Genomic DNA, 15,394 nt, shown 5'->3' with positions numbered 1-15,394 from the left:
GGCGTGAGATGTTTACCGAAAACAGCGCAGAAACTTCCCATTGGCATGCGCCGGCCGGAGCGGTGCGCGACCGCGTTGGCCGTGGCCTCGGCCGTGCTGGTGCTCGCTGCCCCGGCGGCGAACGCGGTGGCCCGGCCGACCCCGTCGGCCGCCTGTGATGCGGCCCGTGGCGCGCTCACCGGCTCCTTGGACGCCCTTGTCACCCGGCACGGCGTACCGGGCACGGCGGCCGAAGTGGTCGACCCGGGGTGCGGCCGGTGGACGGCGGCCCGCGGCGTTGCGGACCGGGCCACCGGCCGCCCGATGGACGCCGGGGACCGGCTGCGGATCGGCAGCGTCACCAAGACCTTCACCGCCACGGTCGTCGTGCAGCTCGCCGCCGAGGGGCGGATCGCGCTGGACGCCCCGGTCGAGCGCTATCTTCCCGGACTGATCCGGGGCAACGGCTACGACGGCCACACGATCACCGTACGGCAGCTCCTCCAACACACCAGCGGTCTTCCCGACTACACCGAATCCCTCGGCAAGGGGCCCGTGAACAAGTGGCGGTTCCGCCACTTCGGGCCCCGCGAACTGATCGCGGCCGCGCTGAAGATGCCGCACCCGGACAAGAGGTGGCACTACGCGACCACCAACGCCGTCATCGCCGGACTCGTCGTCGAGAAGGTCACCGGGCGCGGCGTCGAGGCGGAGGTGACCCGCCGGATCCTGGAACCCCTCGGCCTGCGCGACACCTACTGGCCCGGCGACAGCACGCGGATCCGGGGCCCGCACTCGCACAGCTACTTCTCCGCTCCCGCGCGCCAGGGGCCCGAGCAGGAGGGCCGGGAACATCAGGACCAGGAGTATCAGGGCCGGGAGCATCAGGGCCAGGAGCGGCCGAGCGGCCCGCCGTTGGCCGACGGGACCGCGTGGAACATGACCTTCGGCGGCGCGGGCGGCGCGCTGATCTCCACACCCGCTGATGTGAACCGGTTCTACCGGGGGCTGTTCGGCGGGAAGTTGCTGCCCGCGCGATGGCTCGCCGAGATGAAGCACACCGTCCCCGCCGACCCGCGGCGGCTGTGGCCCGGCGCCCGGTACGGACTTGGTCTGATCGCCTCCCCGCTGCGGTGCGGCGGGATGTGGTGGGGGCACAGCGGGACGGTGCCCGGCGGACACCGCGCATTGGGCGCGGTCACCACCGACGGCCGCAGCATGGCCCTCGCACTCAACAAGGTGCCCGACACCGACCGGGCAGAGGCCGACTTCCGCGCCGTCGTCGACAGTGCCTTCTGTACGGGCGACCGCACCCCTCATCAGAGCGAGGAGTCCGCGTGATCACCCTCAGCCCGGCCTTGCGCCGCGTCTCGGCGGCGGGCGTCGCCCTCGCTGCCTGCCTCGCCGCTTCCCCCGCCGTGTCCGCGGCCACCGCGCCCCCTGCCGCGGACCGCGACCGCGCCGCGGCAACCGCCGGACACAGAACGGGGGCCGGAGCCGGGCTCGACCGCTACTACCGGCAGCGCCTCGCCTGGGGCACCTGCCTCAAGGGCCCCGACGACGCGATGGGCCGTGGCCTGGAGAAGGCCGGTGTGCGGTGCGCGGACGTGACCGTGCCGCTGGATTACGCCGCCCCCCGGGGCCGCACGATCACCGTCGCGATATCCCGGCTCAAGGCCAGCGACACCCGCCACCGCATCGGCTCGCTGCTCCTCAACAACGGCGGCCCGGGCGGCCCCGCCCTCCAGTCCCCGCCGGACGTCCGCAAGGCGATGAAGACGGTCGGCGCACGCTACGACATCATCGGCTTCGACCCGCGCTTCGTCGGACGCAGCACCCCGCTGGACTGCGGTTGGCCCGTCGGCACCAGCATCCTCTCGGCAGGTCTCAGCCGCGCGAGCTTCGACCGGCAGGTCACCTTCCAGAAGGGCCTGGCCGACAAGTGCCGGGCCACCAACGCGTCGGTGCTGCCGCACATCAGCACCCGCAACACGGCTCGCGACATGGACGTCATCCGCGGTGCGCTCGGCGAGCGGAAAATCTCCTACCTGGGCTACTCCTACGGAACCTACTTGGGCACGGTGTACACCCAGTTGTTCCCCGGCCGCTTCGACCGAACGGTGCTGGACGGGGCGCTCGCCCCGGACGGCTACGGCCCCCGGCTGCTTCAGGGAGCCGAGCCCGAGAACGAACGGGCGCTCTCCGACTGGGCCGCCTGGGCGGCACGCCGCAATGCCACCTACGGCCTCGGCCACACCCGTGCCGATGTGCTCGCCACGGTCCGCGGCGTCGTCGCGGCGTCCGCGCGCGGCCTGACGGTCGGCACCGCCCCCGAGGTCTTCCACCTCGACGACACCCAGGTGCCGTCCCTGATCACTGCCGAAATCGCCGACGACACCGACCCGCAGCGGGCCGCCCTCGGCGAGCACATGGCCGTACTGCACAAGGCCGCGAGCGGGCGGCCGACCCGGCTGTCCCCGCGGTTCGCCGCAGCTCTGCGGAACATGCTGAACGGCGAGGACGCGAAATCCGCCGGGGCGCAGTCCGCGATCATCTGCGGGGACAAGCCGGCCCCGCGCGACCCCGAGCGCTACTGGCGGGACATCGAGCGTAGCCGCACCGAGCACGCGCTCTTCGGCCCGCTGACCAACAACATCGGACCGTGCGCCTTCTGGGACCGGCCGCTTGAGAAGCCCACCCAGGTGCGCCACGACGCTCCGGCGCTGATCGTGGCCGCCACCGGCGACCCGCGCGCCACGTACAAGAACGGTCTTGCGCTGCACGGTCTGCTGCCGAGCTCCCGGCTGATCACCCTCAAGGGCGCCAACCGGCACGGGATCTACGGCGAATACGGCAACGCCTGCGTGGACGGCAAGGTCAACCGGTACCTGGCCACCGGCAAACTGCCGGAAGACGACCAGACCTGCGTCAAGCGGGCCGGCTAGCGGTTGCCGCCGACGGGCGCGGCCGGGCCCGCCCGGCCGCTTCCCGGTTCAGTGGCCCAGTCGCTCCAGGGCGGCGAGCGGGTAGCGTTCCCCGGCCACGGTGCCGTCGGGCACGGCCGCGCGCAGCCGGGCCGCCTGCCCGGGGGTCAGCGTGATACCGGCCGCCGCGGCGTTCTCCTCCAGATATGCCCGGCGCTTGGTACCGGGGATCGGGACGATGTCCTCGCCCTGGGCGAGCAGCCAGGCGAGGACGGCCTGCGCCGGGGTGCAGCCGAGGGCTCCGGCAGCCGTGCGAACGGCCTGGACCAGCCGCAGATTGCGGTCGATGTTCGCCTCGGAGAACCGCGGCCAGCGGCGCCGGGCATCCTCGGCGGTGAGGTCGTCGCGGGACGCCAGCGCCCCCGTGAGCATGCCGCGCCCGAGCGGTGAGTAGGCGACGACGCCGATGCCGAGCTCCCGGCAGGTCGCCAGCATCTCGCCCTCCACGACCTCGCGGGTGAAGAGGGAGTACTCCAGCTGTACGGCGCTGATGGGGTGGACGGCGTGCGCCCGGCGCAGTGTCTGCGGGCTCACCTCGCTGAGGCCGAGATACCGCACGGCGCCGGCGGCGACCAGCCCGGCCAGGGCACCCACCGTCTCCTCGATGGGGACGGCCGGGTCGCGGCGGTGGAGGTAGTAGAGGTCGATGCGGTCCGTACCGAGACGGCGCAGCGAGGTGTGGCACGCCTCGCGCACCCAGGCGGCGGAGCTGTCGACCTCGTTCACCCGCCCGGTGGCGGCATCGTGCCGCAGCCCGAACTTGGTCGCGACGACCAGCCCGTCCCGCTGCGTCGCCGTACGCCCGCGCAGCCAGCGGCCAAGGAACTCCTCGTTGGCACCCCGCCCGTAGGCGTCCGCGGTGTCCAGCAGGGTGACGCCGAGCTCGGCCGCGCGGTCGAGGGCCCGCACGGACTCCGCGTCGTCCGGCACGCCGTACGCGGTCGACATCCCCATACAGCCGAGCCCGAGCGCAGAGACACCCGGCCCGTGCGTACCCAGCTGACGCCGCTGCATCGCTGTGCCCGTCCCGGTCAGATGGAGACGTTGGCGATGAAGGCGGTCCAGGCGGGGGCGCTCAGCGTGAGCGCAGGACCGTCCGGGTCCTTGGAGTCGCGGACATGGACGGCGTGGGGGCAGGTGGCGACCTCTACACAGTCGCCGCCCGCGCTGCCGCTGTAACTGGACTTGTGCCAGGCGTAGGCGACTTCGATGCAGTTTCCGCCGGCGCTCCCGCTGTAGCTGGACTTGAACCAGCTAAGACCGTGAGAGAAGCGCTGGGCTGCTGTGCTGGTCATGGCTCTCCTAGCAAGTCGTCCAGCAGGCTCTTCGTCTCCTCTGGTGTGAGGGCCTGCGATCGCAGCATCCCATATACCTGTTGATACACGCTGACCTGATCTGGATCGTCGACCAGGAAACTGATCCGTTGCGCCTCGATGTAGGCGAGATGCTCGTGTTCCGGTGTCTCCAACAGGACCAGCGGACCGTCCAGGGAAGCATGGGAACGTCGGGCCGTCGGCATGATCTGAAGCCCCAGGAAGGGGAGTTCGGCGCATGACCGGAGATGGCGGAGCTGGGCACGCAGGATCTTGGGGCCGCCGATCGGCCGGTGGAGTGCGACCTCTTCCAGGATGAAGTTGAGCATGGGGCGTGGATTCTCACGCTCCAGCAGCTTCTGTCGGCTGATGCGTCCGGAGACCCACTCCTCGGTCTGGTCGTGCTCCAGGGGCGGGTAGAGGGAGTCGAATGTTGCCCGTGCGTACGGCTCGGTCTGCAACAGCCCAGGCACCACCTGGTTCTGGTACGACAGCAGCGTCAGTGCCTCCTCCTCATGTTCCACCAGGTCCTGGACGAAGGCGGGCAGCTTCTCCCGCTCCGGCACCTTTGCCACCGCGACCGCTAACGCCCCCTTGGTGCCCAGGACTTCGTCCATCGTCTCGGCGAGGTCGAGCTTCAGTGGTCTGCGGCCCTGCTCGATCGAGCCGATGGTGTCCTCGTGCACTCCCACCTGCAAGGCCAGCATGGGCTGGGTCATGCGGGCGGCCTTCCGGAAGTGACTCAGCTGGGCGCCGATCACATGCCAGGAAGTGATTCTCTTCGGTTTGTTCGCCGGGTGCATGCGCTCTGCCTTCCCCTCCCCGCGACGGCATGACACAGCCAGAGGTCGTACAACGCATCCGTACGACCTGACACTGTGGTCCAGCATAGTCACGCAGTGTGACAGTGGCGTCATGCAAAAGGAGATGCAGGAACAACTCTGCGCCCGCACCGCGTTCTACCGCCGCGAGCACCGATCGGTGCCGCGGGCACGGCAGTTCGCCCGTACGGCCCTCGCCGACTGGGACCTGGACCACCTCGCGGACGATGTCCTGTTGTGCGTGAGCGAACTGGCGACCAATGCCCTGCTGCACGGCGTTCCGCCCGGCCGCGGGTACCGGTTGTGTCTGTCGCTGGACGAGGGCGGGCTGCTGCGGGTCGAGGTGCACGACAGCGGTGCCGGGGAGCCGCCGCTGCCGGTGCCGCTGTGCGAGGACGACGAGGGCGAGGGTGAGTCCGGGCGGGGGCTGCTGCTGGTGTCCGCGCTCGCCGACGCGTGGGGCGTCGACGAGCGCGTGCCGGGGAAGATCGTGTGGTGCACGTTCCGCTGTTACGGCAAGAGCTACGGCAAGGAGGGCGGCCGTGACTGCGGCAGTGACTGCGGCGCGGGCTACGGCAAGCCGTGAACGTGCGGGCCGACCGCGTTCGACCAGGCGTTGCCGCTCGCCGCGTCCCAGTTGGTCGACCAGGTCATGGCGCCCCGGATGCCGGGGTAGGTCCTGGCCGGTTTGAAGGAGCCGCAGCTGGTGCCCCGGGCGAGGCAGTCGAGAGCGGCGTTGATGACGGACGGGGCGACATAGCCGCTGCCCGCGCCCCGGGTGGAGGCGGGCAGGCCCAGGCCCACCTGGGAGGGGTCGAGGCCGCCTTCGAGCTGGATGCAGGCCAGGGCGGTGAGGAAGTCGACGGTGCCCTGGGAGTAGACCTTGCCGTCGCAGCCGAGCATGGAACCGCTGTTGTAGTACTGCATGTTGACGACGGTGAGGATGTCCTTGACGTTCAGCGCGGTCTGGAAGTAACCGCCCGAGGTGGACTGCATGTCGAGGGTCTGGGGAGCCATGGTGAGGACGAGCCTGCCGCCCGCCTTCTGGGAGAGCGAGCGCAGCGCCTGGCTCATATAGGTGGGGTTGAGGCCGTTTTCGAGGTCGATGTCGACGCCGTCGAAGCCGTACTGCTGCATGAGGGCGTAGAGGCTGGTGGCGAAGTTCGCGGCCGAGGCGGCGTCATTGACGGAGACGGTGCCCCGCTCGCCGCCGACCGAGAGGATCACCGAGGTGCCGGCCGCCTGCTTGGCCTTGATGTCGGCCTTGAACTGGTCGACGGTGTAGCCGCCCAGGCCGGCCGAGTCGAGGGTGAAGGTGACGGCGCCGGGCGTGGTGGTGGCGTCGGCGAAGGCGACCGCGATGATGTCGTACTGGCCGGGAACGTCGCTGAGCTTCTGGACGGTGGCGCCGTTGTTGAAGTTCTGCCAGTAGCCGGTGACCGCGTGCTTGCGGACCGTGGGGGTGCCGCCGCTTCCGGAGGGGGCGGTGGTGGCCGTGATCTCCGCCGAGCGGGCCGATTCGCCGGCCGCGTTGGTGGCCGTGACCTGGAAGCGGTAGGCGGTGGCGGGGGCCAGGCCCGTGACCGTCGCCGAAGTTCCGGTCGCCGTCCCGTACTTGGTGCCGTCGCGGTAGACGGTGTAGCCGGTGGCGCCGGAGACCTGGTTCCAGGACAGGGCTACGGACGATGAGGTCACGGCGTCGGCGGTGAGCCCGCCGGGGGTGGCCGGGGCCTGCGGTCCGGGGTCGGTGCCGCCCCCGCCCCCGCCGCCATCGGGTCCGAAGACGCTGAAGTCGTCGGCGAGGTAGGCGGGTTGGGCGTACCAGCCGTGGGTGTAGACGGTGACGGATGTCGTCGTGGGGCCTGTGGTGAAGGAGGTGCTGAGCTGCTGCCAGTCGGTGGCGGACGGGGTCCAGGCGGAGACGTCCGTGGTGCCGGTGCCGGAGGCGCCCAGGTAGACGTAGGAGCCCTGGACGTACGCGCTGAGGCGGTAGGACGAGCCGGGCTTGACGGCGACGGTCTGGGAGCAGGTGGCGTTGTCGGAGGTGGTGGGGGTCGCCTTGAGGGCGCCGATGCCGCTGTGGACGGGGGAGCCGACGGTGCTGCCGCTGCCTGCCGAGCAGGTCCAGTTGCTCAGGCCGGACTCGTAGCCGGCGTTCCTGGCGGCGTTGACATCGGCCGAGGCGGCCGAGGCGGCCGGGGCGGAGCCGGAGAGGGCGGCCGCCGCGGCGGCGAGGGCCGTGAATGCGGCGGCGAGTAGGCGTCTGTGCCGGGCAGGGTGGGTGTGGCGGCCGGGATGGGTGTGGCGACTGTGCGCGGTACGAGGCATGGCTGTCTCCGGTGTCGAGGGGGGAACACGGGGAGAACTGCAGCAAGACGGTGGCCACCGCTCCTGCGCTCAGAATGGTTCAGACCAATAGGGCGGTCAAGAGGTCTGGCACGAGACCACCGCCATCACCGGCGCGGCCACCACGAACCGCAGCAAGAGCAGCGCGATGACGGTGGCTGTGGTGGCCAGCTCCTTGGCGGCCAGGTAGCTGGAACCCCGGACGACGGCTACCAGGACGACCGGCAGATCGATGAGCCAGAGGGGCCGGGGCCGGGCAGAGGCGGCGCCGGGGCACCGGGCGGGCCCGGGCCGTGACGCGGCCCCGGGCCGGACCGCGCGGCCGGGTCCGGTCCCCCTCCCGGTGAGAGTTCCCCATTTCCGGCTCTCTGTGGGGAAGTCCACAAACACCTCAAAGGATCTCCCCGGGCTGACACCCTGCACGGAAGAAGGGGGGCCGCCGCTCCCTCACGGGCCGGCGGCGGGCCCGCCCGTCCCCCGTACATCCGCGCTCGGCACCACCCGCTCCCGGGAGATATCGACGCACTACCCCGGGAAGCAGACGAGGTCCGTGACCGCTCTGGCTCGGTGGTGTCTCAGGCGCCGCATCGTGGTGATCGTGCTCTGGCTGGCCGCCTTCGCGGGGGTCGCGGCCGCCGCGGCAGTGACGGGGTCCGCCTACTCGAACAACTACGAGGTGCCCGGCACCGAATCCGGGCGGGCCTCGGCCCTGCTGGCGAGGGCCTTCCCGGGGCAGTCCGGGGACAGCGACACCCTCGTCTGGCACACGGACTCCACCACGGTGCGGGCCGCCGCGGTCCGTACGACGATGACGCACACCCTGGAGAAGGTCGCCGAGCTGCCCGGCGTCGCCGAGGTGCACGGCCCCTACGGCGGGACCGGCGCGGGCCCGTCCGGTGGCCGGGGCGCGCAGCAGATCAGCAAGGACGGGCACACCGCCTACGCCTCCGTGGTCTTCGACCGCGCCACCGACGACCTGGACCCCGCCCAGGTCCGTAAGGTCGTCGACACCGCGCAGGCCGCGTCCGGCAACGGTCTCCAGGTCGAGCTGGGCGGCGCGGGGATCGCGCTGACCGAGGCGCCGCGGGCCCAGCTCGCGGAGTTCATCGGGCTCGGTGCCGCGGCCGTGGTGCTCTTCCTCGCCTTCGGGTCGCTCGCCGCGACCTTCCTGCCCATCGTCACCGCGCTGGCCGCCGTCGGCACCGCCTCGGCCGGCATCACCCTGCTCAGCCATGCGATGACCGTCGCCGACTTCGCCCCGATGCTCGGCATGCTGATCGGCCTCGGTGTGGGGATCGACTACGCGCTGTTCATCGTCACCCGGCACCGCAAGGGCCTGCGCGCGGGCCTGCCGGTCGGCGAGGCCGCCGTCCGCGCCGTCTCGGTGTCCGGGCGCGCGGTCGTCTTCGCCGGGGCCACCGTCTGTATCGCGCTGCTGGGCATGCTGATCCTGCGGCTGAGCTTCCTCAACGGGGTCGCCCTCGCCGCCTCGCTCACCGTTGTGCTGACCGTGGCTGCGTCCGTCACCCTGCTGCCGGCGCTGCTGGGACTGATCGGGATGCGGGCGCTCGGCCGCCGCGAGCGCCGGCGGCTGGCCGAGCAGGGGCCCACGCCCGAGCGGCCCGCCGGTATCGCGGCCCGCTGGTCCGGCGTCGTCGAGCGGCACCCCAAGCTGCTGGGGATGGCCGCGGCGGCCCTCATGGCCGTCCTCGCCCTGCCGACCCTCGGACTGCATCTGGGCACCTCCGACCAGGGCAACAACCCGGCCACCTCGACCACCCGCAAGGCCTACGACCTGCTGGCGGGCGGCGGGTCCGGCGACGGCCGCGGGAGCGGCTTCGGGCCCGGATTCAACGGGCCGCTGACGCTCGTCGGCACCCTGGACGGCGCGGGGGACCGGGTCGCCTTCGACAAGCTGTCGCAGCGGCTGCGGGACACGCCGGGTATCGCCCAGGTCAGCGCTCCCGAGTTCGACGGCAGCCACAGCACCGGCGTGATCACCGTCGTCCCCACCACCTCACCGCAGTCCCGGCAGACCTCCGACCTGGTGGCCCACCTGCGCAGCGAGGTGCTGCCCGCGGCCGAGGGCGCGAGCACGCTGCGGGTGCGGGTCGGCGGCATCACCGCGAGCTACGACGACTTCGCCGCCGTCATCGTCGGCAAGCTGCCGCTCTTCATCGGCGTGGTCATCACGCTCGGCTCACTCCTGCTGCTGCTCGCCTTCCGCAGCATCGGCATCCCGCTCAAGGCGGCGCTGATGAACCTCGCGGCCGTCGCCTCGTCCTTCGGGATCGTCGTCGCGGTCTTCCAGTGGGGCTGGGGCAGCGAGCTGCTGGGACTGGGCAGCGCCGGCCCGATCGAACCGTTCCTGCCGGTCATCATGGTGTCGGTGCTCTTCGGCCTGTCCATGGACTACCAGGTGTTCCTGGTCTCCCGGATGTACGAGGAGTGGCAGCTGACCCGGGACAACTGCCGGGCGGTACGGGTCGGCCTCGCCGAGACCAGCCAGGTGATCAACTCGGCGGCGGTCATCATGATCGCGGTGTTCGCGGCCTTCATCCTCAGCGGGGACCGGACCATCGCGATGTTCGGCATCGGCCTGGCCTGCGCCGTCGCCCTGGACGCCTTTGTGCTCCGTACGCTGCTGGTGCCCGCCCTGATGCACCTGCTGGGCGGCGCCAACTGGTGGCTGCCGTCCTGGCTCGACCGCCGACTGCCCCGGATCAGCATCGAACCGCCGCCGGAGCCGGGCGCGGCGGCGGGGCTCCCCGGGCCGCAGGGCGGGGAGAAACCGCTGGTGGGGGTGTAGAAACCGGCGTCGGACGCCCCCTCGCGGCGCCCCGCGGACGGCGTGTCGCCGTCCGCCGCCCGCCGGCCGCCGCCATTCTCATCTCACTCTCAGACGCGGCACCTACGGTCGCGCCCATGGGAACGACCAGGACGACCGAGAACCGAACCGACGACGAGAAGACCGTGCCGGCGCAGGGGGCCAAGGAGACTGCTGCGATCCCGGAGACCACCGAGGCGGAGGCGGCCGGAAAGGCCGCCGCCAAGGCCGACGAGCAGGCCGACGACAACGCCGCCCTCGCCGCGCAGGACGAGGCCGGCGAGCTCGAAGCGGACGACGCCCTCGACGCCCCCGACAACGACCCGCACACCGCCGGGTCCACCACCGGGATCGCCGCCGGCGCCGGTGCCGTCGTCGCCGCGGGGCTGGGCCTCGCGTCCGTCACCGGCACCTGGCTCGGCACCACGCTGGCCGAGCGCGCGAACCTGGTGGGCCAGATCAAGGTCCAGTCGGGCAAGGCCCAGGCCGCCGACCAGATCTCCGCCGTCTACGGCGCCTCCTGGCACACCAACGCCCTGGTCAACGGCTTCTTCGCGCTCCTCGCCGTGATCGCCGCGACGGTCGTGGTGACCACCACCCGGCACCGCCCCACCTGGGTGCGGGCCGTCGCCTGGGGCGGGCTGGTGCTCGGCGTGCTGGGGATCCTGATCTCCGCGGGCATGTACCTCGACCTGTTCGGGAGCATGCCGACCGTTCCCAAGGCCCCGGCGGGCGGCGGCGCCGGACCCGCGGCTCCGTAACCCCGCAACCCGGCTACCCCGTAGCGCCGTAACTCCGCAGCTCCGTAAGGACCTCCGGGCCGCTTTCTGAGCACCGTACGGGCGCCGCGGGCGGTGCCTGAGGAGCCCCCGGCCGACACCGCGGGTTTCTTGAGCACCGCCCGGGGCTGAAGACCGGGAACTCTCCCGGTGTGGCGGACCCCCCTCGGCGACGAGGCTTGAGCACATCGACAAGCCGTCGAGTGACCACCTCGCCGCCGTCAGGGGAGAGCCGCAGTACTCCTGCTCACCCAGGCGCACACCCGGCCCGGCCCCCTGACGGGCACGGCCGGGCCCAGGGCTGTCACACCTACGACTGTCCCCGGCCCTGCTCCCCGCCCGGCTCCCGGCCCCGCTCCCGGTCGCGGTCCGCTTCCTGCCGCTGCCGGGGTGTCCTGACGACGACGGTCCCCGAGGAGAGATCGATCGGGCCCTTGCCGGGGTCACCGTCACCCACGTCATCGACGACGAGTGACATCTTCTGCCGCTCCTCGTCGGTGTGTTTGCGCCCCGGTGCGAACAGTTCCTCCGCGATGTTGAACATGGTGCCCTGCCCCCTCGTAGGTCGACACGCACCCGTCCCCCTGTCCCCGAGTGTAGGCAGGTCGCCCGAAAAGGGGATCAGTTGGATCAGCTCACCTTGAGGCGGAGAATCCGGTCATCGCCCTTGTGCGGTGTGCCCCGTCCGTCCGTGTTGCTGGTGACCAGCCACAACGCCCCGTCGCCGGCCGCCACGACGGTCCGCAGGCGCCCGTAGGTGCCCTTCAGGAAGGCCTGCGGCGCCGCCACCGGCTTCGTCCCGTTCAGCGGGATCCGCCACAGCCGTTCGCCGCGCAGCGAGGCCATCCAGATCGAGCCCTTGGCGTAGGCGATACCGCTGGGCGAGGCGTCCGCGGTCTTCCACACCTCGACCGGATCCGTGAACACGGAGCGCTCGGCCCTGGTCTTGGCCTTGCCCTCGACCTCGGGCCAGCCGTAGTTCCTGCCCGGCTCGATCAGATTGAGCTCGTCCCAGGTGTTCTGGCCGAACTCCGAGGCCCACAGGCGCTTGTCGTCGTCCCAGGCCAGGCCCTGCACATTGCGGTGGCCGTAGTCGTACACCACCGAATCCGCTTCCGGGTTGCCGTGCGCCGGCGCTCCGTCCGGCGTCATCCGGAGGATCTTGCCGCCCAGGGACCGCTTGTCCTGCGCCAGTCCGGTGTCGCCGGTCTCACCGGTACCGGCGTAGAGCATCTTGTCCGGGCCGAAAGCGATCCGGCCGCCGTTGTGGATCTGGCCCTTGGGGATCCCCTTGAGGATGGTGTCGGGCGCGCCCAGCTGATTGCCGGGGGCGCGCTTCTCGTCGTAGATCATGCGGGCGATGCGGTTGTCGGACGCGGTGGTGAAGTACGCGTACACCTGATGGTCCGTACCGAACGTCGACGACACCGCGATCCCCAGCAGCCCGCCCTCACCCCCGGGATCCACCCCCGGCACCGATCCCAGCTCGGTGATCTTCCCGCCGTGCGCCGCGACCCGGAAGATCTTCCCGGTGTCACGGGAGGAGACCAGCAGGTCCCCGCCCGGCAGCACCGCCACGCCCCACGGCGACTTCAGCCCGGTGGCCAGGGTGCCGGTCACCTGCACCGAGCCCTTGGCGGGCGGCGCGGCCGACGACGCGGTGGCGCTCGGCGAGGCGGCTCCGCCACGGTTCTCCGCCGGGCCGGAGCTCCCCCCGGCCCGGGGCTGCGCGCCGCCTGACGTGCAGCCCGCCGCCAGGAGCAGCGAAGCGGCGGCCAACACGGCGGTCCGGAAACGGCGTTGCACGGCAGGGGTCCTCTCGTCGGCAGGACGTGGAGTGGACCAGAACACCACACCGCGGCCCCGCCGCGCCGCGCGTTGTCCGTTCCCGCACCACTCCCACCTGCCATGATCCGGCCGGGGCTGCCGCGCCGCGAGCGGGACACGCGCGGCCTGCGCGGTGCGCCGCTCTCCCGGCCCTCAAGGACGTCCCGCTGGGTACCAGGACCCGTCAGTACCAGGACCCCCGCGCCGGTGGCAGCGCGGCGATCTCCGCCAGGTCCTCGCGGGTCAGCGTCAGCTGTGCGGCGTTGGCGTTCTGCGCGGCCCAGCGTTCCTTCTTCGTGCCCGGCACCGGCACCACATGCCGGCCCTGCGCCAGCACCCAGGCCAGCGCCACCTGCCCCGGCGTGGCACCGTACCGGGCGCCGACCCGCCGCAGCCCCGCCACCACCGGCTGGTTCGCGGCCATCATCTCGGCGGTGAAACGGGGGTGGCGGGCCCGTATGTCCTCCCGTTCGAAGCCCTGCCCCGGGGTGAGGGTGCCGGTCAGATAGCCGTTCCCCAGCGGCATCGCGGCGAGGAAACCGACCCCCCGCGACTCACACCACGGCAGCAGCTCCTCCAGCGCCTCCGGCGACCACACCGACAGCTCCGCCTGCACGCTGCTGACGGGGAACACCTGCTGGATGCGCTCCAGTTGGGCCAGCGTGCCGTCGTGCATCCGGGAGCGGGGCCGCGCCCCGCCGCCCGCCGGACGCCGCCACGTACGGGCCGTGCGGGACGGCCGTACCGCCTGCGCTCCCACCGCGCACAGCCCCAGCGACCGCACCTTCCCCGCCGCCACCAATTCCGCCATCGCTCCCCAGGTCTCCTCGACGGGCACCTCGGGATCGGCCCGGTGCAGCTGGTAGAGGTCGATGCGGTCGGTCTGCAGCCGCCGCAGCGAGGCGTCGCAGGCGCGCTTGACGTACCCGGGCCGCCCATTGGCGACGATGTGCTGCTCACCCACCAGCAGCCCGCACTTCGTCGAGACGAACGCCTCCGCCCGCCGCTCCTTGAGCACCCGCCCCACCAGCAGCTCGTTGGTGAACGGGCCGTACATATCGGCGGTGTCCAGCAGGCTGCACCCCCGGTCCAGCGCGGTGTGCACGGCCCGCAGCGAGCTGTCCAAGCTGCGCTGCGACTCGGTGTACCCCCAGCTCATCGGCATACAGCCGAGCCCGATGGCGCCCACGTCGAGAGCCGCCGCACCGATTGTCCTGCGCTCCACCTGGCTCTGCCTCCGTCCCCTCGCCCCCGATCAAGGGCCAGACCAAACTAACGTCTGAACAGAACGTCTCTTCGCATAGCCTGCGGCCATGGCAACCGCAGACCAGCGCGCCGAAGCGCATGACGTATGGCTCCCGATCCCGCCCGACGAGATCGACGGGCTCCCCGGCGGTCTCCGCTACGTCCACTGGGACGCCGGCCCCGACTACCCGGCCGACCCCGCCCGCTGCGCCTTCTACGCCGTCCCCTACATGAAGGACACGGAGATCAGCCTGCGCCCGCTGTCCCGGATGAGCCGCGTGCGGGTGGTGCAGACGCTCACCGCCGGTGTCGACAACATGCTCCCGGGGCTGGAGTGGATGCCGTCCGGAGCGCAGCTGTGCAACGCACGGGGGCTGCACGACGCCAGCACCGCCGAGCTGGCGCTCACCCTGATCCTCGCCGCGCTGCGCGACGTCCCGGGCTTCGTACGGGGCCAGGACGCGGGGGAGTGGCGGCACGGCTTCCGGCCGGCGCTCGCCGACAAGTCGGTCCTCATTGTGGGCTATGGTTCGATCGGCAGTGCCATCGAAGACCGGCTCACGCCCTTTGAATGTGCGCGGGTGACGCGCGTCGCGCGCACCGCGCGTGACACTGTGCGCGGCCTCGTGCATCCACTCTCCGACCTGTCCGCCCTCCTGCCCGATGCGGACGTGGTCGTGCTGGCGACTCCGCTCACCGATACGACGCGTGGCCTGGTAGGACCCGATTTCCTGGCGCGGATGAAGGACGGCGCACTGCTCGTGAACGTCGCGCGCGGCCCGATCGTCGACACCAAGGCGCTGCTCGCCGAACTGGAATCCGGACGGCTGCGCGCCGCACTCGATGTCACCGATCCGGAACCCCTGCCCCCCGGGCATCCGCTGTGGCACGCTCCGGGCGTGCTCATCACTCCACACGTCGGTGGCCCCAGCTCTGCCTTCCTGCCCCGTGCGAAGCGGCTGCTGCGCGATCAGTTGACGCTTTTCGCGGCCGGCGAGCCCCTGCGGAACGTGGTCGCCACCGCCGGTTGAGCGCTTGCGCAATAGCACTACGAGGCCGTACGACTGCGAAGAGTGTTCGCCATTCGCTGATAGTCACGCTCCGTAGAGACGCTATGTCCCTGAGTGACGGAACTGGTGTATCGTCCCGAGCGGGGACGACGCCGGGAAGGACGCGGCGCGATGCGAAAGATCCGGAACTCGAGGGGGGCGACGGGCGATGTACAGCCGATGGATGATTCGCGAAAAGCGCGATCCACGACCGCCCACGGGAA

The 15,394-nt window shown here is 71.6% G+C and carries 14 protein-coding genes; 6 read left to right on the top strand and 8 right to left on the bottom strand.

Features of this window, described 5'->3' with window-relative positions; genetic code table 11:
- Window positions 1-45: 45 nt before the first annotated feature.
- Entirely contained in the window at window positions 46-1,320 is a 1,275-nt protein-coding gene (locus D9V36_RS13925) for a serine hydrolase domain-containing protein (protein ID WP_129294055.1), read from the top strand.
- On the top strand, window positions 1,317-2,924 hold the full coding sequence (locus D9V36_RS13920; protein ID WP_129294054.1) for an alpha/beta fold hydrolase: 1,608 nt from the start codon (window positions 1,317-1,319) through the stop codon (window positions 2,922-2,924). Before D9V36_RS13925 ends, D9V36_RS13920 begins: the two co-directional genes overlap by 4 nt.
- A 48-nt stretch (window positions 2,925-2,972) precedes the next feature.
- On the opposite strand, the gene D9V36_RS13915 is transcribed toward D9V36_RS13920, so the two are convergent.
- From D9V36_RS13915 to D9V36_RS13905, 3 genes are read right to left on the bottom strand one after another with little or no spacing between them, the layout of a single operon-like run.
- Window positions 2,973-3,977 (bottom strand): aldo/keto reductase, encoded by a 1,005-nt coding sequence (locus D9V36_RS13915; RefSeq protein WP_129294053.1) that lies wholly within the window; start codon window positions 3,975-3,977, stop codon window positions 2,973-2,975.
- Between the two features lie 17 nt (window positions 3,978-3,994).
- Window positions 3,995-4,258: a DUF397 domain-containing protein gene (locus D9V36_RS13910; protein WP_129294052.1), complete on the bottom strand. Its 264-nt coding sequence runs from the start codon at window positions 4,256-4,258 to the stop codon at window positions 3,995-3,997.
- Window positions 4,255-5,079: a helix-turn-helix domain-containing protein gene (locus D9V36_RS13905; protein ID WP_129294051.1), complete on the bottom strand. Its 825-nt coding sequence runs from the start codon at window positions 5,077-5,079 to the stop codon at window positions 4,255-4,257. The genes D9V36_RS13910 and D9V36_RS13905 overlap by 4 nt, the downstream gene beginning before the upstream one ends.
- Before the next feature lie 112 nt (window positions 5,080-5,191).
- Between D9V36_RS13905 and D9V36_RS13900 the strand changes: the two genes are divergently transcribed.
- On the top strand, window positions 5,192-5,683 hold the full coding sequence (locus D9V36_RS13900; protein ID WP_129294050.1) for an ATP-binding protein: 492 nt from the start codon (window positions 5,192-5,194) through the stop codon (window positions 5,681-5,683).
- On the opposite strand, the gene D9V36_RS13895 is transcribed toward D9V36_RS13900, so the two are convergent.
- Window positions 5,668-7,425, bottom strand: a complete 1,758-nt coding sequence (locus D9V36_RS13895) for a chitinase (protein WP_129294049.1) — start codon at window positions 7,423-7,425, stop codon at window positions 5,668-5,670. The genes D9V36_RS13900 and D9V36_RS13895 overlap by 16 nt on opposite strands.
- 96 nt (window positions 7,426-7,521) lie before the next feature.
- Window positions 7,522-7,827, bottom strand: coding sequence for a hypothetical protein (locus tag D9V36_RS43060; protein WP_129294048.1), 306 nt, complete (start codon window positions 7,825-7,827; stop codon window positions 7,522-7,524).
- Window positions 7,828-7,993: 166 nt separating this feature from the next.
- Between D9V36_RS43060 and D9V36_RS13885 the strand changes: the two genes are divergently transcribed.
- On the top strand, window positions 7,994-10,252 hold the full coding sequence (locus tag D9V36_RS13885) for an MMPL family transporter (protein WP_129294047.1): 2,259 nt from the start codon (window positions 7,994-7,996) through the stop codon (window positions 10,250-10,252).
- Between the two features lie 116 nt (window positions 10,253-10,368).
- Window positions 10,369-11,031, top strand: coding sequence for a hypothetical protein (locus tag D9V36_RS13880; protein ID WP_129294046.1), 663 nt, complete (start codon window positions 10,369-10,371; stop codon window positions 11,029-11,031).
- 328 nt (window positions 11,032-11,359) lie between these two features.
- On the opposite strand, the gene D9V36_RS13875 is transcribed toward D9V36_RS13880, so the two are convergent.
- The 3 genes from D9V36_RS13875 to D9V36_RS13865 form a co-directional block, all read right to left on the bottom strand.
- A complete protein-coding gene (locus tag D9V36_RS13875; RefSeq protein ID WP_129294045.1) occupies window positions 11,360-11,593 on the bottom strand; it encodes a DUF6191 domain-containing protein in 234 nt (77 codons plus the stop codon).
- 86 nt (window positions 11,594-11,679) lie between these two features.
- Window positions 11,680-12,855 carry a PQQ-dependent sugar dehydrogenase gene (locus D9V36_RS13870; RefSeq protein WP_129294044.1) on the bottom strand — a complete coding sequence of 392 codons (1,176 nt, stop codon included), beginning with the start codon at window positions 12,853-12,855 and terminating at the stop codon, window positions 11,680-11,682.
- Window positions 12,856-13,060: 205 nt separating this feature from the next.
- The gene (locus tag D9V36_RS13865; protein ID WP_129294043.1) at window positions 13,061-14,101 is read right to left on the bottom strand and encodes an aldo/keto reductase; all 1,041 of its coding nucleotides are present in this window, start codon (window positions 14,099-14,101) and stop codon (window positions 13,061-13,063) included.
- A gap of 88 nt (window positions 14,102-14,189) precedes the next feature.
- On the opposite strand from D9V36_RS13865, the gene D9V36_RS13860 reads away from it, so the two are divergent.
- Window positions 14,190-15,152, top strand: coding sequence for a 2-hydroxyacid dehydrogenase (locus D9V36_RS13860; RefSeq protein ID WP_129294042.1), 963 nt, complete (start codon window positions 14,190-14,192; stop codon window positions 15,150-15,152).
- Window positions 15,153-15,394: the final 242 nt, after the last annotated feature.

The sequence above is a fragment of the Streptomyces lydicus genome (assembly GCF_004125265.1).
Lineage (GTDB): Bacteria > Actinomycetota > Actinomycetes > Streptomycetales > Streptomycetaceae > Streptomyces > Streptomyces lydicus_C.
Note: the sequence above shows the minus strand (reverse complement) of the source record. Positions and strands in the feature narration are given on the sequence as shown.